This is a genomic window from Claveliimonas bilis, assembly GCF_020892095.1.
Classification (GTDB): Bacteria; Bacillota; Clostridia; order Lachnospirales; family Lachnospiraceae; genus Claveliimonas; species Claveliimonas bilis.
Genome location: NZ_AP024845.1, coordinates 1,047,519 through 1,069,515 on the forward strand (window position 1 = coordinate 1,047,519; position 21,997 = coordinate 1,069,515).

At 46.0% G+C, this 21,997-nt stretch carries 18 protein-coding genes; 5 read left to right on the plus strand and 13 right to left on the minus strand.

The window, feature by feature from the left end; translation table 11 throughout:
• Window positions 1-59 precede the first annotated feature (59 nt).
• The 10 genes from EUBC25_RS05295 to EUBC25_RS05340 all read right to left on the minus strand — a co-directional run bounded on the left by EUBC25_RS05295 (window position 60) and on the right by EUBC25_RS05340 (window position 11,070).
• Window positions 60-3,560 (minus strand): DNA polymerase III subunit alpha, encoded by a 3,501-nt coding sequence (locus EUBC25_RS05295; protein ID WP_230107130.1) that lies wholly within the window; start codon window positions 3,558-3,560, stop codon window positions 60-62.
• A 105-nt stretch (window positions 3,561-3,665) separates the two neighbouring features.
• A complete protein-coding gene (locus tag EUBC25_RS05300; protein ID WP_230107131.1) occupies window positions 3,666-3,899 on the minus strand; it encodes a polya polymerase in 234 nt (77 codons plus the stop codon).
• A gap of 61 nt (window positions 3,900-3,960) precedes the next feature.
• Complete coding sequence (locus EUBC25_RS05305; protein ID WP_230107132.1) at window positions 3,961-4,791, minus strand: CvfB family protein; 831 nt, start codon at window positions 4,789-4,791, stop codon at window positions 3,961-3,963.
• Entirely contained in the window at window positions 4,785-5,501 is a 717-nt protein-coding gene (locus EUBC25_RS05310) for an acyl-[acyl-carrier-protein] thioesterase (RefSeq protein WP_230107133.1), read from the minus strand. The genes EUBC25_RS05305 and EUBC25_RS05310 overlap by 7 nt, the downstream gene beginning before the upstream one ends.
• 2 nt (window positions 5,502-5,503) lie before the next feature.
• The gene (locus tag EUBC25_RS05315; RefSeq protein WP_230107134.1) at window positions 5,504-6,691 is read right to left on the minus strand and encodes a cation diffusion facilitator family transporter; all 1,188 of its coding nucleotides are present in this window, start codon (window positions 6,689-6,691) and stop codon (window positions 5,504-5,506) included.
• Window positions 6,692-6,717: 26 nt separating this feature from the next.
• Window positions 6,718-7,380 carry a stage II sporulation protein R gene (gene spoIIR, locus EUBC25_RS05320; RefSeq protein ID WP_230107135.1) on the minus strand — a complete coding sequence of 221 codons (663 nt, stop codon included), beginning with the start codon at window positions 7,378-7,380 and terminating at the stop codon, window positions 6,718-6,720.
• 101 nt (window positions 7,381-7,481) lie between these two features.
• Window positions 7,482-8,159, minus strand: a complete 678-nt coding sequence (locus EUBC25_RS05325) for a GntR family transcriptional regulator (protein ID WP_230107136.1) — start codon at window positions 8,157-8,159, stop codon at window positions 7,482-7,484.
• The gene (gene ispE, locus EUBC25_RS05330) at window positions 8,160-9,035 is read right to left on the minus strand and encodes a 4-(cytidine 5'-diphospho)-2-C-methyl-D-erythritol kinase (protein ID WP_230107137.1); all 876 of its coding nucleotides are present in this window, start codon (window positions 9,033-9,035) and stop codon (window positions 8,160-8,162) included. It abuts the gene before it with no gap.
• Window positions 9,036-9,067: 32 nt separating this feature from the next.
• Window positions 9,068-10,627, minus strand: a complete 1,560-nt coding sequence (locus tag EUBC25_RS05335) for a DUF3794 and LysM peptidoglycan-binding domain-containing protein (protein WP_230107138.1) — start codon at window positions 10,625-10,627, stop codon at window positions 9,068-9,070.
• Between the two features lie 17 nt (window positions 10,628-10,644).
• On the minus strand, window positions 10,645-11,070 hold the full coding sequence (locus tag EUBC25_RS05340) for a protease complex subunit PrcB family protein (protein WP_230107139.1): 426 nt from the start codon (window positions 11,068-11,070) through the stop codon (window positions 10,645-10,647).
• A 133-nt stretch (window positions 11,071-11,203) separates the two neighbouring features.
• Here EUBC25_RS05340 and EUBC25_RS05345 point away from each other — a divergent pair, with 133 nt between their 5' ends.
• From EUBC25_RS05345 to EUBC25_RS05365, 5 genes are all read left to right on the plus strand, one after another.
• Window positions 11,204-11,938 carry a lysophospholipid acyltransferase family protein gene (locus EUBC25_RS05345; protein WP_230107140.1) on the plus strand — a complete coding sequence of 245 codons (735 nt, stop codon included), beginning with the start codon at window positions 11,204-11,206 and terminating at the stop codon, window positions 11,936-11,938.
• Window positions 11,939-12,163: 225 nt separating this feature from the next.
• Complete coding sequence (locus EUBC25_RS05350; protein ID WP_230107141.1) at window positions 12,164-13,615, plus strand: nicotinate phosphoribosyltransferase; 1,452 nt, start codon at window positions 12,164-12,166, stop codon at window positions 13,613-13,615.
• 22 nt (window positions 13,616-13,637) lie between these two features.
• Window positions 13,638-14,699, plus strand: a complete 1,062-nt coding sequence (locus tag EUBC25_RS05355; protein ID WP_230107142.1) for a D-alanine--D-alanine ligase family protein — start codon at window positions 13,638-13,640, stop codon at window positions 14,697-14,699.
• Window positions 14,700-14,733: 34 nt separating this feature from the next.
• Window positions 14,734-16,104 carry a UDP-N-acetylmuramoyl-tripeptide--D-alanyl-D-alanine ligase gene (locus tag EUBC25_RS05360; protein WP_230107143.1) on the plus strand — a complete coding sequence of 457 codons (1,371 nt, stop codon included), beginning with the start codon at window positions 14,734-14,736 and terminating at the stop codon, window positions 16,102-16,104.
• A gap of 196 nt (window positions 16,105-16,300) precedes the next feature.
• A complete protein-coding gene (locus tag EUBC25_RS05365; RefSeq protein WP_230107144.1) occupies window positions 16,301-17,530 on the plus strand; it encodes an aspartate aminotransferase family protein in 1,230 nt (409 codons plus the stop codon).
• Between the two features lie 56 nt (window positions 17,531-17,586).
• Here the strand turns inward: EUBC25_RS05365 and EUBC25_RS05370 are convergent, their stop codons facing one another.
• From EUBC25_RS05370 to EUBC25_RS05380, 3 genes are all read right to left on the minus strand, one after another.
• Window positions 17,587-20,037, minus strand: coding sequence for a cation-translocating P-type ATPase (locus EUBC25_RS05370; RefSeq protein WP_230107145.1), 2,451 nt, complete (start codon window positions 20,035-20,037; stop codon window positions 17,587-17,589).
• 153 nt (window positions 20,038-20,190) lie between these two features.
• Entirely contained in the window at window positions 20,191-20,970 is a 780-nt protein-coding gene (locus EUBC25_RS05375; protein WP_230107555.1) for a ZIP family metal transporter, read from the minus strand.
• 39 nt (window positions 20,971-21,009) lie between these two features.
• Window positions 21,010-21,969, minus strand: a complete 960-nt coding sequence (locus tag EUBC25_RS05380) for a TIGR03943 family putative permease subunit (protein WP_230107146.1) — start codon at window positions 21,967-21,969, stop codon at window positions 21,010-21,012.
• Window positions 21,970-21,997 lie beyond the last annotated feature (28 nt).

A 21,997-nucleotide genomic window follows, 5' to 3' on the forward strand; every position in this document is an offset into this window, starting at 1 on the left:
CATCTGTAACTATATTTTCATACTTCTTAATTTTCGCTTTGCTTCCTATTCTACCCTATCTATCTTATGCTTTCAATGGGCTTTTCTACAACTTTTACACAAGATTCTCCGAAATAATTCGTCAATCTGCTTAGAATCCCGGGTTCAATATAGATGTTCCGCCCCGCCGGAAGTCTTTTCACTGCTTTTTCTGCCCTGCAGTATATCACGACTGTATCGTCGCCATCAGAGGCCTTCAGCAGTTCAAAAAGATGGGATTCATCTTCCATATAGGCCGCCTTGTCCGGATATTGGATCCACAGCTCCCTCTTTGTCTGTTCAAAGGGAATAACCGTCTCACAGATCAGCTTACTGGGAGCATCGTCTTCTTCCGATACTCTTCCCCGGATGAATACCTTGCTTTCCTCGTTTAAAAGACGCTGATTCTTTTCATAATCCCTTGGGAAAACGACAATCTCCACATTTCCCACCAGATCTTCCAGAGTCAGAAAAGCCATCATCTTATTGTTCTTTGTATGTTTTATGGTTTTGGCAGTGATCATACCGCCCACCGTTTCCTTGGCACCATCATACACTCTCGCCCGCCCGGTGGAATCGTCAATCTGGAAATCCAGTGTAGTCTTGGAAATATTTTTCCGCCATTTTTCTTCATAATCCTCCAGCGGATGTCCTGTCAGATATACCCCGATCACTTCTTTTTCGAAAGCAAGCTTCGTTTCTTTATCATATTCTCCCACATCAGGAAGAGGAATATCAAATTCGCTTTTCTGCTCTTCCCCCACAAGATCAAAGAGAGACATCTGCCCTGCCATGGAGGTTTTTCTCTCCTGGTTTACCTGATCCAGAATCTGGATGTAGATACTCATAAACTGCTTCCGGGTTCCGCCAAGTCCGTCAAATGCACCTGCCTTGATAAAGTTTTCTATACTGCGTTTATTGACATCCTTTCCGGACATTCGTTCAATAAAATCTTTCAGGCTCTTAAATTCTCCGCCGATTTCCCTCTCCTCAATAATTTCCTGGATCACCGGACGTCCGATGCTCTTGATCGCCGCCAGCCCATACCGGATATTTCCTTCATCCACAGAGAAATTCCCTTCTCCTCTGTTGATATCCGGAGGAAGGATTTCAATTCCCATCTGCCGGCAGCTGTAAATATATTCTGCCACTTTCGGCGGATTTTCAATCACGGATGTCATAAGAGCCGCCATAAATTCTACCGGATAATAATATTTCAGATAAGCAGTCTGATAAGAAACAACAGCATATGCCGCCGCATGAGACTTATTGAAGGCATATTTTGCAAAATCAATCATCTCATCATAAATTTTGTTGGCTGTTTTTTCGTCGATTCCATTGTTGACGCATCCGGGCACCCCTTCATCAGGATTCCCATACACAAAGTTCTGGCGCTCTTTCTGCATCACATCGCCCTTTTTCTTGGACATAGCTCTTCTCAAAAGGTCGCTTCTTCCAAGAGTGTAACCGGCCAGATCACGCACAATCTGCATAACCTGTTCCTGATAAACAATACATCCGTATGTGGGCGCCAGGATCGGCTCAAGCTGCGGGCAGTCATAGGTAATCTCTCCTGTGCTGTTCTTCCCTTTGATATACTGGGGAATAAAATCCATCGGTCCCGGACGATAAAGAGAAATTCCAGCGATAATATCTTCCAGGCTCTTTGGCTTCAGCTCCTTCATGAAGCTTTTCATCCCCGCACTTTCAAGCTGGAACACACCGTCTGTCCGACCGCTTCCGATAGACTCCAGCACTTCCTGGTCATTAAAATCAATTGCATTAATATCAATCTGTGTTCCGGTACTCTTTTCCGCCAGATCCACTGCATTCTGGATTACAGTCAGCGTCCGAAGGCCGAGGAAATCCATTTTAAGGAGTCCCAGCTCTTCCAGGGTCGTCATCGTAAACTGTGTGGTTACCGAACCGTCTGAACCAAGAGAGAGAGGCACATACTCATCCACTTCTTTCTGGCTGATCACCACGCCCGCGGCATGCATGGATGTATGTCTCGGAAGACCTTCCAGCCTTTTTGACATATCGATCAGCTCCCGTACCTGCCCGTCCTCCTCGTACAGTTTCTTTAATTCCGGATTCATAGACAGAGATTTATCCAGAGTAATGTTCAATTCCTTCGGAATCATTTTCGCAATACTGTCCACAAAAGCATAGGGCAGATCCATCACACGCCCTACATCCCGAATGACTCCTCTTGCAGCCATCGTACCAAAAGTAACAATCTGCACCACCCGGTCGGAGCCGTATTTTCTTACCACATAGTCGATGACTTCCTGACGTCTCTCGAAACAGAAATCCACATCAATATCCGGCATAGACACTCGCTCCGGGTTAAGGAAACGCTCAAACAGCAGCTGATACTTAATAGGGTCGATACTGGTAATTCCAAGGCAATAGGAAACGATACTTCCCGCTGCCGATCCACGCCCCGGCCCCACCATGATCTTGTGATCTCTTGCATACTTAATAAAATCCCAGACGATCAGAAAATAATCCACGTATCCCATATCGTGAATGATGGACAGCTCATAGGTCAGACGATCCTTAAGCTCCTGATCCACCTCTCCTTTGTGCTCTCCGCCTTTCACACCATATCTTTCTTCCAGTCCTTCAAAGCAGAGCTTGTTCAGATATTCCCAGGAAGTATAGCCGTCCGGGACGTCGTATTTCGGAAGTTTCGTCACCCCGAACTCAATTTCCACGTTGCATCTGTCAGCGATTTTCTGTGTATTTTCCAGCGCTTCCAGCGCATAGGGAAACAGCTCCTTCATCTCTTCTTCGGATTTGATGTAGTACTGTCCGCCCTCATATCGCATCCGGTCCTCATCTGCCAGTTTCTTGCCGGTCTGAAGACACAGAAGGATATCATGCGGTTTTACGTCATCCGCATAAGTATAGTGGATATCATTTGTCGCCACAAGGCCGATCCCTGTCTCCTGACTCATCCGCAGCAGAGCCTGATTTACCATGGTCTGCTGGGCAATCCCATGATCCTGAAGCTCCAGGAAGAAGTTGCCTTTGCCGAAAATTTTCTCATAGCGAAGGGCAGCTTCCTTGCCCTCCTCATACATGCCCCTGAGAATATTTCTTGAAACTTCTCCTGCCAGGCAGGCGCTCAAGGCAATCAGCCCTTCATGATAGCGTTCCAAAAGCTCCATATCCACACGGGGTTTATAATAATACCCTTCCGTAAATCCCCTGGAAACCAGCTTCATCAGATTATGATAGCCCTGGTCATTCTCCGCCAGAAGCACAAGATGATAATACCTGCTCTCATCACTTCCTCTGGCCTCTCTGTCAAATCTGGACCCCGGCGCCACATAGACTTCACAGCCGATAATAGGTTTGATCCCTTCCGCCTTTGCCGCGCGGTAAAAATCAATGACGCCGTACATAACGCCATGGTCGGTGATGGCAACGCTGTTCATCCCCAGCTCTTTTACCCTTGACACACATTCTTTTATTTTGTTTGAACCGTCCAGAAGGCTGTATTCCGTATGGACGTGCAGATGTGCAAAACTCATGTCTTTCCCTCTCTCTAAACAAAAAACGAAGTTTCCTATATGCTAAAACGGCGGGAATGCTGCCCCTTATCGACAACATGCCCGCCTGTTCCGGATTCATTTCAATTAGCCGTTCACCATAAAGGATACGAGTCTGTCAATATCTTCTTTTTCGTAAGCAATAATTTCCAGCTCCGGAATTTCTCCGTTGGAGAAAATGTTTGCCATGGATACATACTGTGATAACTTGGATTTCAGATTCAGTCTGTCCCCTTCTCCTGTCACCAGTTCCACTCTTCCTTTACATTCGTCTACTACTTTAAAAAACCTGTCAATGTCTGTTATATTCTGTACTTTCATTGTCCTGTCATTCCTCACTTTCCATACTTATTTCACTACACACCCTCATTATAACCAATTTTCACCGGATTGCAATGCTTTTTTCCCGTATTTCTATTTTCCCTTCTTTTAAGAGTCTGCCCACTGCCCGCTTAAAAGCATTTTTACTGAATCCGAACTCTTCCCGGATCCGGTCCGGATCGGCTTTATCGGTAAACGGAAGCTCTCCTCCATGTTCCTTGAGACGCTCCAGAATGATCAGCGCATCTGCATCCATCTGGATAAATGCCTTCTCCCGCACACTAAGATCCAGCTTTCCGTCAGGCTTCACTTCTGCGACGCGGGCTGTTACCACATCACCCACTTTATATCCTCCGGGCGCTTCCCTTTTGGGGATCAGCGCGCAGTAGCAGTTGTCAACCGCTACGAAAAGTCCGAAATTGGTGCTCTTTTCATAAATGATTCCTTTAACCTTATCATCTTTCTTGTAAGGGGAATCCGTTCTGAGCTTTTCATAAATTTTCATAGTGGCACACAGTCTGCCGCTCTTATCCACATACAGACTTACCAGACAGGAATCTCCTTTTTTCACTTTTGCGGTCTGCTCCTTAAAAGGAAGCAGAAGATCCTTTTCCAGCCCCCAATCAAGAAACGCTCCTATTTTCCCTGTATCTGCCACTGTCAGAACCTGAAGTTCACCAAGCTGTATTTTGGGTTCATGCGTAGTGGCGATCAGCCTGTCTCTGGAATCGCGATAGAGAAACACTTCCAGCTCATCTCCGATCTTCGTCCCCTCCGGTACCTGTCTGCCCGGCAGAAGCACTCTCTCCTCCTCCGTTCCAAGATATATTCCGAAATCTGTCTTTTTTACAACCTTAAGTACCTGCTTTTTTCCCAAACCTTTTTCTAACATCTTTTTTCTCCTGTCAGCTCCACCACTGCGTAAACTCCTCCGTCGGGCTCACACAGTTCCACCACTGTCCTTTCTCCTTCTTTCGCCACTTTTGGCAGTATTTTGTCATGCAATAAAGCAGACTTTTTATATTCCGCCCTCATCTGTCTTACCATCAGTTCTTCCCCGGCAGCCTCCAATGCCATCTGGACATACTGGCAGTTATTTACATGCTCATTCGTATCAATATGGTATTTTCGCACCGGGAAGATCTCTCCTGACAAAGCATCTTGCGGCAAAGAGATTTTTCTGGGTGCATATTCCATCTCCAGCGCCTCTTCTGTCCCGTACTTTTCCACTTCTTCCTTCGGCGGTCTTGCAGGACGCTGTTTCTCCAGATCCATGTAAACCCAGATAGAATTGGCATACGCAGCCTTTTCCCCTTTTTCATCCCACATGCAGAAATTCCGGTAGCCGTAAAGTCCCTGGAAGCCTGTGGCCCACGTACCGATCCGGATTTTCTCTCCGATGCGCGGATACCGCTCGATAACAACCTGCCAGGAAGACAGCACCCACGCTCTTTTCTTTTCCTTCAGATAATCTACACCCAGACCGATATCCTCTGACTGGAAAATACTCCCGTCCTGAAAATAATTAATAATAGACGGAAGCGTCATTGTCTCATAATGATCTACTTCACTGAATCTTACCCTGCTTTCATATGTGTACATCTTTATCCTTCCTCTCCCTGTGCCACAAAACTTTGTTCTACTGTGATCACACATTGATATCTGGAGTCCCGTTCTGATAAGTAACTCCTTACTTTCCGCTCCAGCTCCTTTTGCTCTTCTCTGGAATAAGCAAAGGGAACTACCATATCAAATATAAGATTGATCCTTTCCTTACCTTCCACTACGCGCAGATCGTGGATCGTTACATCCGGATCGATCTCATTTATGCTCGCCTCCACCTGTTTCCTGATTTCCAGTATTCTTTCATTTTTTGTCTCCACCGGATCCATATGTATAACAAGAAAAACTCCAATCTGCGAAATAGCGTCCCGCTCGATCCTGTCAATAATCTCGTGAGATTCCTCAATATCTACATCATTGGGCACTTCCGCATGTATAGATGCCATATTGCGGCCCGGTCCGTAATTATGCACGATCAGGTCATGGCTTCCGATAATTCCGTCATAACTCTCCACAAATCTGGTAATCTTCTCATAATCTGCAGAAGAAGTAGGCTCTCCCAGAAGCGGCTTCAATGTATCCTTTGCGATTCCAATCCCCGCCCATATGACTACCAATGATACACAAACACCGATAACTCCGTCAATATTAATTCCTGTAAAATAGAAAAACAACAGGGAGATCACGGTGGCAGAAGTGGTGATCACGTCACCCACGGCATCTGCCGCTGTCGCCAGCATTACCTTAGAATCAATCCTTTTTCCCAATTTCCGGTTAAAAAGGCTCATCCACAGTTTTACTCCAATGGATAAGACCAGAATCAGAACCGATATAAACTGAAATTCCAGTTTCTGTGGATTCCATATTCTGGAAAATGCATCCTTAAAAAAAGTAAGTCCTACTTCAATAACAAGAAAGGAAACCACAAGCGCCGTAATATATTCCATTCTTCCGTGTCCGAAGGGATGTTCTTTGTCTGCCGGCTTTCCCGCCAGCTTCACCCCCACAAGACCGATCACAGAAGAAGCTGCATCCGACAGATTGTTAAATGCATCTGCCGTAACAGAAATACTGTGCATGGCAATCCCCACTGCCGCCTTTACAGCAAAAAGGAGGGCATTACAGATAATGCCCACAACCCCTGCCAGCGTGCCGTACTGCGTCCGCACATTCAGTTCCTCTGTCTTGTGATAATCCTTTATAAAATGCCTGACTAAAAATTCTGTCATAACGTTTCTGCCTCCGCCTTACCTGGTTATTTCCCGGATGCACCATCCCCGAAGAAAAACCATTTTATCTTAAAGTCCGAAAATGCCGTAACCATATCGTACGCATCTTCACTTAACACATGTCCCATTTTTTCCTTTCCCTTTTCCGGCACAACACACCGGACAGCATCTGTAAAACAAAGGTTGGGATACAGACAGCACCACCAGTTATGCCCCTGCCCGCTTCCGATCTTTACCCTGAGAGCTGTATATTCTCCCGCCGGAAATGTCACATCTCCATAGTTTTTTTCTGGAAAATAATCCTTCACGACCTCTGCGCTGACCTCATCCGTACATCCCTCATTCCGAAGAACCATCTCGCCGGTCTTTTCCATATCGCTAAGATGACTGCCCATCCACTCTATGGTTTCTTCCAGATCATCCGTTTCCGGCATATTCCTTTTCATATAGGAAAGAAGGGCTTCTTTTACAGCCATTTTCAACTTCTGATCCCGATCCGAATCGCTGTCAGCCAGTACATGAAAACGCAGCACCGTTTCCGCCAGCTCTTCCTGTGCTTCCCGGCTTCTTGCCTCCACCAGCATTCCTCTCTGCCAGACAAGGAAACCTGTAATGACTGCCGCTGCTATAAGCGCTGCTGCCAGGCAAAAGACCTGTCTTTTTCTTTCCCTGCGATTTCCCGTTTCCATATTGTATGTACCTCCTGATCTCTTCTTTTTATTTCTTTGAATCTATCAGGAGTTTTGCCGCCCTTTTGCCCCTTTATACAAAAGCGGGCTCGAAACTGCAATTATTTTTTTGTCCGGATGGTATCGATCACTGCCTCTACCTGATTATCCACATGCTGACACACTACCTTGGCCGCCTTGTCTTTTTGTCCTGTCTCAATAGTCTGAATGATCTCCTCGTGTTCATCGATCAACTGCTGATGGAAATCTGACCGTTTTAAATATTCCACCCGGTAACGGTACATCTGTTCTCCAAGGTTACTGAGAAGCTGGATCAGCTTCTGGTTATCTGTTGCAAGATAGATCACATCATGGAATTTGACGTCAGCTTCCGCAATTTTCGTGATATCTCCGCTTTTTAAGGTGGATTGGAAATACTCGGCTGCTTCTTTCAGTTCCTGAATCTTTTCTTCGCTGATCTTATCGCATGCCAGGCGCACAGCCAGCTCCTCTAAAGCCCGCCTTACTTCCAGCACATCTCTTAGGCTTTTTTCCGTGATCTCTGCCACCTCGGCACCTTTTCTGGGAATCATCAGAACGAGTCCTTCCAGCTCCAGCTTGCGGATTGCCTCCCGGATAGGCGTCCTGCTGACGCCCAGTTTATTTGCCAGCTGTATTTCCATCAGCCTTTCTCCCGGTTTCAGTTCCCCTCTTAAAATTGCCTGACGCAAAGTATTAAAAACAACATCCCTAAGGGGAAGATACTCATTCATGCTGACTTCAAAATTCGGTTCCTTCATTTATTTCCTCCTTACATTGTGTACATTGGTCACATAAGCCTGCTTCACCAGGCCGGTATGTTTCAGCTTTTCTGCCGCTGCCTTTGCCGTCCTCCTGTTCTCATAAATCCCGAACACTGTGGGACCGCTGCCGCTCATCATAGCATTCAGGGCACCTGCTTCTTTCATTGTTTCCTTGATCTGACCAAGAACCGGATGTTCCTTCAGCATCACCTGTTCCAGCACATTTCCCATGCTTCCGGTTATCTTTTTCAGATCCCCGGCATCCAGTCCCGCAAGTATACCGTCGATATCCGGATGCCGGCTGATCCCTTCCTGGTCAATTTTTTCATATACGGTTTTCGTAGACGCAGAAAGCGGCGGCTTTGCAATCAGCACATAACATTTCGGCATAGCCGGAAGCGGCGTCAGGATTTCTCCGATCCCTTCCGCCAGAACAGTTCCCCGCATAATACAGTAGGGAACATCCGCCCCCAGAATCACTCCCCTTTTCTTTAATTCCTCTTCAGAAAGTCCCAGAGAAAACATACGGTTCATTCCAAAAAGCACCGCTGCGGCGTTGGAGCTTCCTCCTGCCATACCCGCCGCCACCGGAATATGCTTTTCCAGGGTAATACGCATTCCCTCCCGGATATCAAATTCCCGGATCATAAGATCTGCCGCCTTATAGGCAATATTGTTTTCATTGACCGGCAAAAAGCCAAGATTTGTGCGAATCTCTATCCCCGGTTCCCGCATCTTTTCCATAATTACTCTGTCATATAAATAGACAGTCTGCATCACCATGCGCACATCATGGTAGCCGTTTTCTCTCCGTCCGAGAATATCCAGTCCAAGATTTATCTTTCCCAGTGCTTTCAACTCTAATTTATCCATTGTTTTCTCCTTGTATCTTGTATACAGTGTTCTTATAGTATACTCATATTTTCTTTAAAAATCAATATACGATCTCCTGCTTTTATCTGCCTGCCGTCCATCTCATTCACTTCCTGTATTCCTTCCTCTGTGGTGTGATACCGTTTGGCAAGATTCCACAGATCATCGCCTTCCTTTACAATATATCCCACAATTCCGGGAGCATTCTCCGCTTCTTTTTCATCCATCTCCCTTTCCTCTATCTGTTCGATATTCTCTACCATGACAGCCTCCCTAAGAAGGATCTGGAATCCAAGCACTGCTTTGACTTCTGCTTCACCGCCTCCAAGAAGGCTGACACTTAACTGTTCCACCGTGCCGCTGATATCATAGCGCATCGTTTCCTCTGCTTTCGGGCACTCAATGATATGAGAATAGGGGATCATCCCCTGCCATACATCAAAAGGTACTTCATCGTCTGCCTTTATGTAGAGCATTCCTATATGAATCACACCTTCTACCTGAATCCCTTCCGGAACGATTTTCGTATATTCCATCTGGAGCCTGCCGCTGCAGTGGCAGATCTGAAGCATTCCGTCCTTCAGCTCTGGAAGGTTCAGCTGCTCCGCTGCCTTGCACCTGGAGTGGTTCTGCATAACCAGTCTTTCCAGAGCCTTTTCCTCCCGGGCAGGAATAAGCTCTTTTGTCAGGGAATAAAGATCATCCAGAATTTCTGTTTTTTCCTCTTCATAGACACTGCACCTTACTTCCAGAGAGGCCTCCAGTCCGAAAATCCTCATCTCCCCGTCCTCATCCATTCGAATGTCTATATTTTCATCTGTAAGCGAAGCCTGAATGTCATGGTACATAGTATCTTCTGCCCCGTAACATTCTAACTTTCCCTCAAAGGGAATATTTTGCTCCACCCATTCCATCTTCTGCTCCTGTGACTCATAAAGACAAAACAGCTGAATCTCTCCTCTAAGCAGCAGCTCATCTGTTCCAAGTCGGGTATCCAGCTTTCTTAAGTTCGCCTCTCCATAGAGGAGTGTACCTATATTTTCTTTTGAAGCCGGAATCTTCATCTCTTCCTTGATCCGGTATATGTCTTTTTTCATCGAATGCAGCTTCAGTATTTCCTCTGTCCGGAAGCGTTTATAGACCGGTTCAGAAGTCTCCACATCTGTTGTCAGGATTTCCTCACTCTCTCCCTCTGAGCTGACTTCAAGGTCAACTGCCACCCGGATATTCAATTTTCTGGAATGAATAACGGTTACATTCAGCTCTGCGAAAGATGATCTGACATATAGTTTTCCCACTGGTTCATCTTCCATATACACCATCTCTTCAAAAGACAGTTTCCCCTGAAGCGCCGATACCTTCTGGATCTCATTTTCTGTTTCATACAGGATCTGATAGGTAATCTTTCCTGTGATCCTGGCATAATTTTCCGTCATCTTAATGTCCTCTACCCGCACGCGGCCTCCTGCCAGAATGACTTTCGCCACATCTTCTCTGACATCTGGCACATTGACATCCTCATCCACATAAAACTGATCCGTCACCTTTTTTCCTGTCTGTATACAGTGAACTGCCTTTCTGACTTCTTCCACTTTTATTTCCTCCTTTTTCACTCATCAAATCGGATTTTTTTTGCATTATACGGCATCTTTACCGCCACATAAGGGCAGGTCTTTTTTTCTTTAGCTTCCTCCTCTGATTCCGGACCTTTCAAATAAGTCCGTATGTAAATGGCATTCTTTGTCTCATAAAGTTCCCTGACTTCTGCCTGATATCCTTCCGTGTCCTTTTCTCCGTATCCTCTCACAATATAAAGCATCCCCTGATCCCCGTAGGAAATCTTCATGGGATCCTCCTTTTTCTGTTCAATCTGCTTTTGCAGCTCTTTTGGCAGCTCTTCTTCCTTTACTACTGTATATTCGATATCGCCGGTTTTTTCTTTGTCCTCTTTTACCACACTGCAGCCTGCAGACGACGAAACAAAAATCAGCAAAACAACGCAAAGCGTGCAAAGCAGCCTCCTTTGTTCTTTCATATCTTTGTACCATACAGTTATTTCTCTTTATCATCATACACGCCACCCCTTTGAAAAATGACAGTTTTATGGTAAGATGTGGTAAGATGTCTGAGAAATATCTGAAAGTATAAAAAAGAAAGGCTGCAGTAATATGATAAGATTTATTTGTATCGTAATTGTTCTGTTTCTGTACCTGGTCATCGGCATTCCCGTTCTCCTCATAGAAAACGTAGTTGGCCTTGTCAGCAAAAGAGCAAAAGACTATTCCTGTCTCCGGATGGTGCAGTGGACGTTCCGGCTCATGCTGAAAATTGCCGGAGTGAGCGTAACTGTGATCGGAGAAGAAAACATCCCGGATGAACCGGTTCTTTATATAGGAAATCACAGAAGCTATTTCGATATTCTGCTGACCTATTCCAGATGCCGGCGCCTGACAGGCTATGTTGCCAAAAAAGAAATGCTCCGCTATCCTCTTCTCCGTGACTGGATGAAAAACCTTTACTGTCTCTTCCTCGACAGAAGCACGCCGAAGGAGGGACTCAAAACCATTCTGACTGCTATAGAATATATCAGAAGTGGAATTTCTATCTGCATCTTTCCGGAGGGAACAAGAAATACAGGCGAAGAACTTTCTATGCTGCCATTTAAGGACGGTGCGCTGAAGATTGCTGAAAAGACAGGATGTCCTATCATCCCCATGTCCATGAACAATACACAGGCAATCTTTGAAAAACATCTGCCTTTTGTCAGAAAAGCCCACGTGGTACTGGAATATGGAACCCCCATTTATCCGGACAAACTGGACAAAGAAACCAAAAGGCATCTGGGCGCATACTGCCAGAATATCATCCAGGAAACAATCATAAAAAATCAGTCCCTGGTATAGTTTTTTTACATTCTTTTTACAACTGTAAAAAAAACGTGGTATAATAATTGCACCATGTGCAATTCAAGCTGATAAATCAGCTTGCCCCGCTTTGCGGGGACGAGGCCCGCGAGCGAGGTCCCGAAGGGGGGCGAGCTTGCATGGCGAATGTTAACTGCCAGAGACACCATGTCTGCTGACGCAGACATGTAATAAAAAGGTACTAAAAGGAGTTTAAAAGGAACAATGAACAGACACGACCTTACCCTGCTTACTGACTTCTATGAACTTACTATGATGCAGGGATACTACGAAAAGGGGCAGAATGAAACCGTCATCTTTGACGTATTCTTCCGCCAAAATCCAAGCGGAGGCGGATATTCTATCTGCGCCGGACTGGATCAGATAATTGAATATGTAAAAAATTTGAATTTTACTTATGAGGATGTAGATTATCTCCGGAGTCTGGGGATCTTCAGCGAAGATTTCCTGCACTATCTCGGAGGCTTCCACTTTACGGGAGATATTTATGCTATTCCCGAAGGAACGGTAGTCTTTCCAAAAGAACCGCTCATTAAGATCATTGCCCCTATTATGGAAGCACAGCTCGTAGAGACAGCGATCCTGAATATCATTAATCATCAGTCCCTGATCGCCACAAAGGCTTCCCGTGTCGTCTTTGCCGCTAACGGGGACGGTGTAATGGAGTTTGGACTCCGCCGTGCCCAGGGACCCGATGCCGGCCTTTACGGCGCCCGCGCCGCAATGATCGGCGGCTGTGTTGGAACTTCCAATGTTCTGGCAGGCCAGCTTTTTGATGTACCGGTACTTGGTACCCATGCGCACAGCTGGATTATGAGTTTTCCGGATGAATATACTGCTTTTCGCGCTTATGCAGATCTTTATCCTGACAACTGCACCCTTCTTGTAGACACCTATGATACCCTGAAATCGGGTGTTCCAAATGCAATCCGGGTATTCCAGGAAATGAAAGACAGCGGAAATCCTCTGAAGCGGTATGGCATACGTCTGGACAGCGGGGATCTCGCCTATCTCTCCAAGGAAGCGCGGAAAATGCTGGATGAAGCCGGATTTAAAGATGCAGTCATTGCCGCTTCCAACGATCTGGATGAATACCTGCTTCATGATTTAAAAATGCAGCAGGCGGCCATCACTTCCTGGGGCGTAGGAACAAATCTGATCACCTCTAAAGACTGCCCGTCCTTTGGCGGTGTTTACAAACTGGCAGCTATTCAGGATGAATCAGGTGCCTTTATTCCTAAAATAAAAATTTCCGAAAATACGGAAAAAATCACAAATCCCGGAAACAAAACCATTTTCCGGATTTATGATAAGACCACCGGCAAAGTCCGCGCTGATCTGATCTGCTTTGCAGATGAAACTTTTGATCCAAGTGAAGATCTGCTTCTCTTTGATCCGATCGAAACCTGGAAAAAGACAAAGCTGCCCGGCGGATCTTATACTATGCGCGAAATTTTAGTACCTGTTTTCCGCAAAGGAGAATGTGTGTATCAGTCTCCTTCCGTTATGGAAATCGCAGAATACTGCAAACAGGAAAAGAAAACACTGTGGGATGAGACAAAGCGTCTTTTCTATCCACATCAGGTATATGTTGACCTTTCTGAAAGCTTATATCAGGTAAAAAAATCCCTTCTTGACCAGATGGGTATGGACTAGAATATTAAGGAGTGTTAATTTTATGAATATTATTGTACTTGCAGGAGGCTACAGCAACGAAAGAGATGTTTCTTTAAGTTCCGGAGGAAGCATTTGCAAAGCTTTGAGAGAACGGGGCCACAATGCCTATCTTCTGGATGCTTTCCTTGGCCTCCCCACAGCACCTGACAATCTGGAAGAAGTCTTTACTCTCCCGGGCGGCGGACTTGAGATCGCTTCCGGCATTCAGGTAACCGAACCTGATCTGGAAGCATTAAAAGCTTCACGCCCCGGTGATTCAGCAAGCTATCTGGGCCCCAATGTTCTGGAGCTGTGCCGCATGGCGGACATCACATTTATGGCTCTTCACGGCGGCTTTGGCGAAAACGGGAAAATACAGGCAACCTTTGATACACTTGGAATCCGCTATACAGGGCCTAATTCTCTGGGCTGTGCTTTATCAATGAACAAAGGAGTTACCAAAGAAATTTTCCAGATGCAGGGAGTTCCTACTCCGGTAGGGCTTCATGTACCCCACTCCCAAAAAGATCTTCCTCTTTCCGATCTTGGCTTCTCTCTTCCCGTTGTAGTGAAGCCCTGCTCCGGAGGATCCAGCCTTGGCGTACACATCGTGCATACGGATGAAGAATACCGTGAAGCGATGCGCCAGTCTTTCCTGAAAGAGGATGAGGTTGTAATTGAGCCTTTTATCAACGGAAGAGAATATGCATGTGGTATTTTTGACGGAAAGGCGCTTCCTCTGGTAGAAATTGTTCCATCAGACGGATTTTTTGATTATGCGCACAAATATCAGCAGGGCGGTGCGTCAGAAATCTGTCCTGCCACTTCTGTAGACGCAAAAACAACAGCTATGATCCAGGAAGCCGGCGAAAAAGCCTACAAGGCTCTGCGTCTGGATGTATATGCAAGAGCTGATTTTATTGTAGATAAAGAAACGGAGGAATTTTACTGTCTGGAAGTAAACTCTCTTCCGGGTATGACATCCGCAAGCCTTCTTCCCAAAGCAGCAAAAGCAGCAGGATATGAATATGGGGAATTTTGTGAGCTTATCATACAAAAATCTCTGGAAGCGAGATATCAGTAGCTGATTCATTGTCAAAAACAAAAGGGAGATTATCATGAAAAATCTGACGATAGAAAATATAACTAACGCCTGTGGCGGTACTTATCACGGCGATCCTTCCCTCCTTGCAAAGGAGGTAAGCATGGTTACCATAGACAGCCGCCGCCTTGCAGATGACTGCCTGTTTGTGGCAATACACGGCGAAAGGGTCAACGGTCACAAGTTTATTCCTGATGTTATCCGACAGGGTGCACTGTGCGCCGTTTCTGAAGAAGATCTCGGAGAGACTTCTGATCCTTATATTCTTGTAGATTCTACAGCCCAGGCTCTTCTTGATATTGCAAAGCTGTATCGGGATTCTTTTGACATTAAAGTGGTGGGCATCAGCGGCAGTGTCGGAAAAACCAGTACAAAAGAAATGATTGCTTCTGTGCTTTCACAGAAATTCAATGTGCATAAGACACAGGGAAACTTAAACAGTGAATCGGGACTTCCCCTTACTGTCTTTGACCTTCGGGAAGAACACGAAGTTTCTGTTCTGGAAATGGGGATCAATCATTTTGGAGAAATGCGCAAGCTTTCCACAGTGGCAAGTCCGGATATCTGTGTAATCACCAATATTGGAGTGGCTCATCTGGAATTTCTCAAAACACAGGAAGGAATCCTGCATGAGAAAACACAGATGTTCCAGGATATGAAAAACGGAGGTTCCATCATTGTCAACGGCGATGATCCGCTCCTTGCCGAGCTGGGACCTGTAAAAGGAGTTCAGCCTATCTTTTACGGAACTTCTTCCGGATGTTCTGTTTCTGCATCCGGCATTGTGCCTATGGGGCTTCGGGGAACGTCCTGCATAATCCACACACCTATAGGAGAATTTGACTGTACCGTTCCAACTCCCGGCATGCACATGGTATCCAACGCCCTTGCAGGCGCTGCCGTAGGCTATGTCATGGGACTTTCGTGCGAAGAAATAAAGGCTGGAATTGAACACCTTTCCTTCCTGCCGGGACGAAACAATATTATCCAGACAGAGAAAATCATTATTCTGGACGACTGCTACAATGCGAATCCTGTGTCTATGAAAGCTGCCATTGATGTGCTTAATCTCGGAATCGGCCGACGGGTAGCGATTGTAGGAAGTATGGGAGAGCTTGGTGAAAACGCCGGCAATCTGCACCGGGAAGTAGGCGCCTATCTGGCACAGACCGGCGTAGATGCTGTATTTGCAGTCGGAGATCTGGCCCGCTCCATCACAGATGGATTCCATGAACTGGCTCCGGAGCGCTGCGCCCGATGGTTCGCTTCCAAAGAAGAGCTGATCCCTCTTCTTAAGGATCTCATCCAGGAAGGTGACAATATTCTTGTCAAAGCCTCCAACAGTATGCGCTTTTCTGAAATTGTATCTGCTCTGCAAGACCTGTAGATCAGAAATGACAATTTATAAAGTTCGCCGTTTATTATTGAACAGCAGTTCTTTCTCATATTGTACAGAAAAAAAGACAAGCGGGATTCTTGACAGAAAAAATTTTTAAGCATATACTCTAATATCATCAAGGCAAAGAGGCCGTACAAGTGTACGGTCTCTTTTTATTTGTATTATAGAAAGGAAGGCGTTATATATGAAACTGAAAGATACTGGACTGACAGGAAAAGAACTGAAGGCAATCGTAAGAAAATATATGGTGGAGACATATCCAAGGTTTGATTTCATTGCCGAAAGCGCTGAGGGGATGTATCTGTATGATGAAAAAGGAAATGCCTACCTGGATTTCTACGGAGGTGTGGCCGTAAACAGCCCCGGAAACAGAAATGAAAAAGTAGTGGCAGCCATCAAAGATCAGGCAGATGATATTCTCCACACTTTTAATTATCCCTATACAATCCCGCAGGCTCTGCTGGCAAAGAAAATCTGTGACACCATCGGGATGGATAAAATTTTTTATCAGAACTCTGGCACAGAAGCCAATGAATGCATGATCAAGATGGCACGGAAATACGGAACTGATCATTTTGGGCCTGAAAAGTATCAGATCATCACGGCAGAACATGGATTCCATGGCCGGACTTTTGGTTCCATGGCAGCAACCGGACAGCCGGATACAACCATCCAGCAGGGTTTCGGTTCTATGGTTTCCGGATTTGTTTATGCAAAATTCAATGATCTGGAAGATTTTGCTTCTAAAATTACCAAAAATACCATTGCTATTATGATCGAACCTGTTCAGGGTGAAGGAGGCGTACATCCGGCTACGCAGGAATTTATGGAAGGCTTGAGAAAGCTGTGTGATGACAATCATCTTCTCCTCCTTCTTGATGAAGTACAGACCGGATGGGGCAGAACCGGCGCTCCTATGGCTTATATGGGATACGGAGTCATGCCGGATGCAGTATCTATGGCAAAAGCAATGGGAGGCGGCATGCCTATCGGAGCCTGCTGTGCCAGGAAGAAAGTCGCAGAAGCTCTTGGAAGCGGAACCCATGGCTCCACCTATGGCGGAAGTCCTATTGCATGTGCTTCTGCTCTCGCATCCATCTCCGAAATCCTGGATCATCACCTGTCTGAAAATGCGGAAGAAGTTGGCAATTATCTGATGGACCAGCTCAGAACCCTGCCCCATGTAAAAGAGGTGAGAGGCCGTGGGCTTCTGGTCGGAGTGGAATATGATCTGCCTATTGCCATGGAAGTAAAATGGGAAACTTTCCGCCGCCGGGCATTGATCACAGCCATCGGAGACAGCATTAACCGTATGATCCCGCCGCTGATCGCTTCCAGAAAAGATGTGGACCGTCTTATTGGCAAGATGAGAGAAGCTATTGAAGAAGCGGCAGAAACACTACAGGCGGCATAGACAGACAAACGGGGAAAGGAATCTTTGCATTCTTTCCCCGTTTGTCTGTTTTTCTCTTACCCGTTTTTTTCGGAACTTTTCTTTCCAATCAGCTTTTTCCCTAACTTTCCAAGTTCTTCCACAACGAAACTCAAGTACCGGAATACCGGCTCCGCTGCTATAGAAAATACAATAAACAGCATAATACATTTTGTGGACATACCCGACATTGCAAACAGATCATCCAGATAAATACTGGAAAAGATCAGGGCAATTCCGCAGCCTATTAAAACAATCATACGCATAGGATTCATGGGCTGGCTGATCTTGTAAAGCACCATAAAACCGACGATAGCCAGAAGAATGGTTGCCGCCGTGGAGATATCTCTGCTTCCCACTTCAAAAGTCTGCCCGAAAATCACCAGCGCTCCCACGATCAATACATCTGTCAATCCGCCCGGCAGGGCTTTCAAAAATACATTTGACAGAAAATGTCCTTCTATACGGCTCTTGTTTGGTTCCAGCGCCAGGAAGAAAGCCGGAACGCCGATGGTAAACATACTGATCAAAGAAACCTGTGAAGGTTCCAATGGATAAGTGATCATAAACACTGCAGAAAAGAGAGACAGCAACAGGGAAAAAATATTTTTTACCAAAAAGAGACTGGCAGAGCGCTGGATATTATTTACGACTCTTCGCCCTTCCAGCACTACGGAAGGCATTTTGGAAAAATCGGACTCCAGAAGAACCACCTGGGCTGCCTGTGAAGCCGCTTCGCTTCCGGAGGCCATAGCAATGCTGCAGTCCGCATCTTTCAAGGCCAGAATATCGTTTACACCATCCCCTGTCATGGCAACTGTGTTGCCCTGTTCTTTCAAAACCTGGACAAACTGCCGTTTCTGATTGGGTGTTACCCTTCCAAACACCGTATATTTCTGCATTGCTTCTGCCACTTCATGGTCTGTCTTAAGAGAAGCCGCATCCACGTAGTTTTCTGCTCCTTTGATCCCTGCCTGCTGTGCCACCTCCGACACAGTCATAGGATTGTCTCCGGATATGACTTTAATATCCACACCCTGCTGGGCAAAATATTGAAATGTCTCCGGAGCGTTTTCCCGGATCGGATTGGAGAGCATGATATAACCCAGAGGGATTACCTTTTCTTTCAGAGCCTTTCCGTCAATTTCTCCCTCGTATTTTCCAAATACAAGAACCCGGTATCCCTTCTTTGTATACTGCTCAATTTCCGCCTCATAGAGTACGTAATCATCCCTTAATACCATCTCAGGAGCGCCCAGGACATATGCGCCGTCTTTGTAGGTCACACTGCTGTATTTTACCGCCGAGGAAAAGGACGTCTTACTGACCGGCTTTTTCCCTGTATTCTCGCGAAAATGCTCCTTTAAAGCCGCCATAGTGATATTATCTTCACTCATGGCTGCCGCAAAATCTCCGATCATTTTCTCAAGAGGCGGATATTCTTCTTCTTTTTCCCGGTAATCCAGTGTGGGCTCCGCCTTATTGACTGTCATGGTATTTTCCGTGATGGTTCCGGTCTTATCCACACAGAGCACATTCACCCGGGCCAGAGTTTCAATACTTTTCATATCATGGAGAAGAACTTTTTGCCCTGCAAGTCTCATAGCGCTGACAGCAAGGGCGACACTTGCCAGAAGATATAAACCTTCCGGTATCATACCAATGACTGCCGCAACCATAGAAGTAACACTCTGACGAAATCCTTCGTCATTAAAGAAAAAGCTCTGTGAAAACAGGACCAGACCGATGGGAATGATAATGATTCCCACCCATTTTACCAGCTTATTCAAAGAACGTATCATTTCTGACTGTTCCTGGTCATCCATGGCTTTTGCTTCTATTGTCAGCCTGGAAATATAGGAATCCGCTCCCACCTTGTCAAGTCTTGCGTGACACTGCCCGGAAACCACAAAACTTCCGGACATAAGGTGGTCTCCTTTCCGCTTTGTGATCTCATCGGATTCCCCGGTAAGAAGAGATTCATTTACCTGGACCTCCCCGGCCGCAACCACTGCGTCGGCACAGATCTGATTTCCGGCGCTGAAGATCACAATATCGTCGATCACCAGATCTTCCGAATTAACCTGGGATATCTTTCCATCTCTCACCACCCTGGCATGGGGCGCATTGAGCATACTCATCTTTTCCAGTACATTTTTTGCCCGTACTTCCTGTACGATTCCAATTAATGTATTTAAAATAACAACCGGAAGGAAGGTCAGATTCCGGAAAGAGCCTACCAGACATAGAAGTATGCCCAGTACTATAAAAATGAGGTTGAAATAAGTGAATACATTTTCATGAATGATCTCTTTTGTAGTCTTAGCCGGAGGATCCACCGCCACATTCGTCCAGCCGTGGAGTCTGTGCTCCTGCACCTGATTTTCCGTAAGTCCCTCCCGATAATCCGGATCATAACGGGTCGTGGGAATGCGTTCCCTTTGTATTTCTTCTGTTTCCCGGGCATACTGCCTCTTTCTTCGTCTCATGTATTTTATTTCTCCTTTATATCCATCTTATTATATACCCGGATTTTTGTGATTTCTATAAAGGTTCTCTTAAATTTTCTTAAATCATTGCAATGCCAATCTGCAACAACAAGACAGGGACAATGCCTTCTGCATCGTCCCTGTCTGCAGACACTATCCAAGTGCCACATCCAGTATCATCATCAGTACAAATCCGGCTGCAAAGCCGATGGTTCCAATATTGCTGTGTTCTCCCTCATTTGCTTCCGGGATCAGTTCTTCCACCACCACATAGAGCATAGCGCCTGCCGCAAAAGCAAGAAGATAGGGAAGCACCGGAACAAAAAATTTAGACAGCAGTATCGTGATCAGCGCTGCCGCCGGTTCTACCACTCCTGACAGTGTTCCGTAGAGAAACGCTTTGCCTCTGCCAAGGCCGTCCTGGCTTTTCAGCGGCATGGAAATGATCGCCCCTTCCGGGAAATTCTGTATGGCAATTCCAAGAGACAGAGCAAAGGCCCCCATCAGCGTAATCTCAGTATTTTCTGCCAGCATTCCGGCAAAGACAACGCCGACAGCCATCCCTTCCGGGATATTATGAAGGGTCACAGCCATAACAAGCATGGTAGAGCGGCGCCATCCTTTTTTAGGTCCTTCCGGCTCATCGTGATCCATATGCTGATGGGGGACCACTTTATCCAGAAGCAGCAGAAATCCCATCCCGCATATAAATCCCACTGCCGCCGGGAGGAAGGCCAGTTTTCCCATATGTTCTGTCATTTCCATCGCCGGGATCAGAAGGGACCATACCGAAGCCGCTACCATAACGCCGGATGCAAATCCCAGCAGACCTTTCTGCACAAGGGGCCGAATGGTATCCCTCATTAAGAACACACAGGCTGCTCCCAGCGTTGTCCCGGCAAAGGGGATCAGAATCCCAATTACTGTATTGATATCAGGTATTGTATGCAATCTTTTTCCTTCCTTTCCGGTTTAGTTAAAATATACCATTTCATCTTCCGGAGCCTCGGACGCCTCTACAAATTCTGCTTTGATAACAGGCCCCTTCCGGCGGTAAGCTTTCGTATACTCATAACCTACTGTCCCTTTTACCTTCACCCACTGTCCGGGCGAAAGTTTAGGCGCGTAGGCGCTCCTGCAGATATAACCGAGAAAAGTCGTGTCGTCTGCGCAGCAGGTCATTGCCATTCGCCCTGCCACAAATTCTTTTGCCCCAAATCCTCTCGGTTTCAGGACTTTCGCCTTATATTCCACGGTTTTATTCAGATAGCGTTCCGGGTGATCCATCATATCCACGTACCAGATTCCGTAATCCATATCGTCAATCTGCACGACCGGAGCATCCAGATCATAGGGCATGGAATCCTCAAAGATGTTGTCGATCTCGCCTTCCTCATCTTCAAAAATAATCTGGGCGCTCTGGTTCACTACCTTTACACTTCTCCGATAGGAAGCAAGAGGCATATCTTTTGTGCAGCGGTTAAACATAACCAGCTCTGCATTTCTTACCATATCCATAAAAAGAGGCTTCATATTAGCAATATAAGTGCCGAAAGTAGAGGCGTCTACCATCGTCAGCTTCTGCACAAGTCCCCATCCCTTAGGAACTTCCAGTGCTTCCATTTTGCTCACCGGATACATACCGTTGCATTCAAAGATCACTCTCTCCGGCTTATACTTCTGCTCGACTTCTTCCAGCCATTCCAGGGTAATGTCCTCCGGATCATCTACAGTCAGCAAAGTGGTACGGGACCGCTTCAGCAGATCCTCTCCGTATTCTTCCTCTCCCTCTTCACACAGGATCAGAACCGTGTTTCCGTCAATCTCAAAATATTCCTGTCCCAGAGTGTATCTTAAAAACTGTGTTTTTCCGCTTTCCAGAAAACCTGTCATCAGATATACAACTACTCTGGCATTATCTACCATCTGCATTTTTTGTCACCTGCACTTTTCTTTCTTC

Bases quoted from the DNA above. Each gene is read 5' to 3' on its own strand.
- EUBC25_RS05295 (WP_230107130.1), bottom strand. From the start codon at position 3,560: ATGAGTTTTGCACATCTGCACGTCCATACGGAATACAGCCTTCTGGAC.
- EUBC25_RS05300 (WP_230107131.1), bottom strand. From the start codon at position 3,899: ATGAAAGTACAGAATATAACAGACATTGACAGGTTTTTTAAAGTAGTA.
- EUBC25_RS05305 (WP_230107132.1), bottom strand. From the start codon at position 4,791: ATGTTAGAAAAAGGTTTGGGAAAAAAGCAGGTACTTAAGGTTGTAAAA.
- EUBC25_RS05310 (WP_230107133.1), bottom strand. From the start codon at position 5,501: ATGTACACATATGAAAGCAGGGTAAGATTCAGTGAAGTAGATCATTAT.
- EUBC25_RS05315 (WP_230107134.1), bottom strand. From the start codon at position 6,691: ATGACAGAATTTTTAGTCAGGCATTTTATAAAGGATTATCACAAGACA.
- spoIIR (WP_230107135.1), bottom strand. From the start codon at position 7,380: ATGGAAACGGGAAATCGCAGGGAAAGAAAAAGACAGGTCTTTTGCCTG.
- EUBC25_RS05325 (WP_230107136.1), bottom strand. From the start codon at position 8,159: ATGAAGGAACCGAATTTTGAAGTCAGCATGAATGAGTATCTTCCCCTT.
- ispE (WP_230107137.1), bottom strand. From the start codon at position 9,035: ATGGATAAATTAGAGTTGAAAGCACTGGGAAAGATAAATCTTGGACTG.
- EUBC25_RS05340 (WP_230107139.1), bottom strand. From the start codon at position 11,070: ATGAAAGAACAAAGGAGGCTGCTTTGCACGCTTTGCGTTGTTTTGCTG.
- EUBC25_RS05345 (WP_230107140.1), top strand. From the start codon at position 11,204: ATGATAAGATTTATTTGTATCGTAATTGTTCTGTTTCTGTACCTGGTC.
- EUBC25_RS05350 (WP_230107141.1), top strand. From the start codon at position 12,164: ATGAACAGACACGACCTTACCCTGCTTACTGACTTCTATGAACTTACT.
- EUBC25_RS05355 (WP_230107142.1), top strand. From the start codon at position 13,638: ATGAATATTATTGTACTTGCAGGAGGCTACAGCAACGAAAGAGATGTT.
- EUBC25_RS05360 (WP_230107143.1), top strand. From the start codon at position 14,734: ATGAAAAATCTGACGATAGAAAATATAACTAACGCCTGTGGCGGTACT.
- EUBC25_RS05365 (WP_230107144.1), top strand. From the start codon at position 16,301: ATGAAACTGAAAGATACTGGACTGACAGGAAAAGAACTGAAGGCAATC.
- EUBC25_RS05370 (WP_230107145.1), bottom strand. From the start codon at position 20,037: ATGAGACGAAGAAAGAGGCAGTATGCCCGGGAAACAGAAGAAATACAA.
- EUBC25_RS05380 (WP_230107146.1), bottom strand. From the start codon at position 21,969: ATGCAGATGGTAGATAATGCCAGAGTAGTTGTATATCTGATGACAGGT.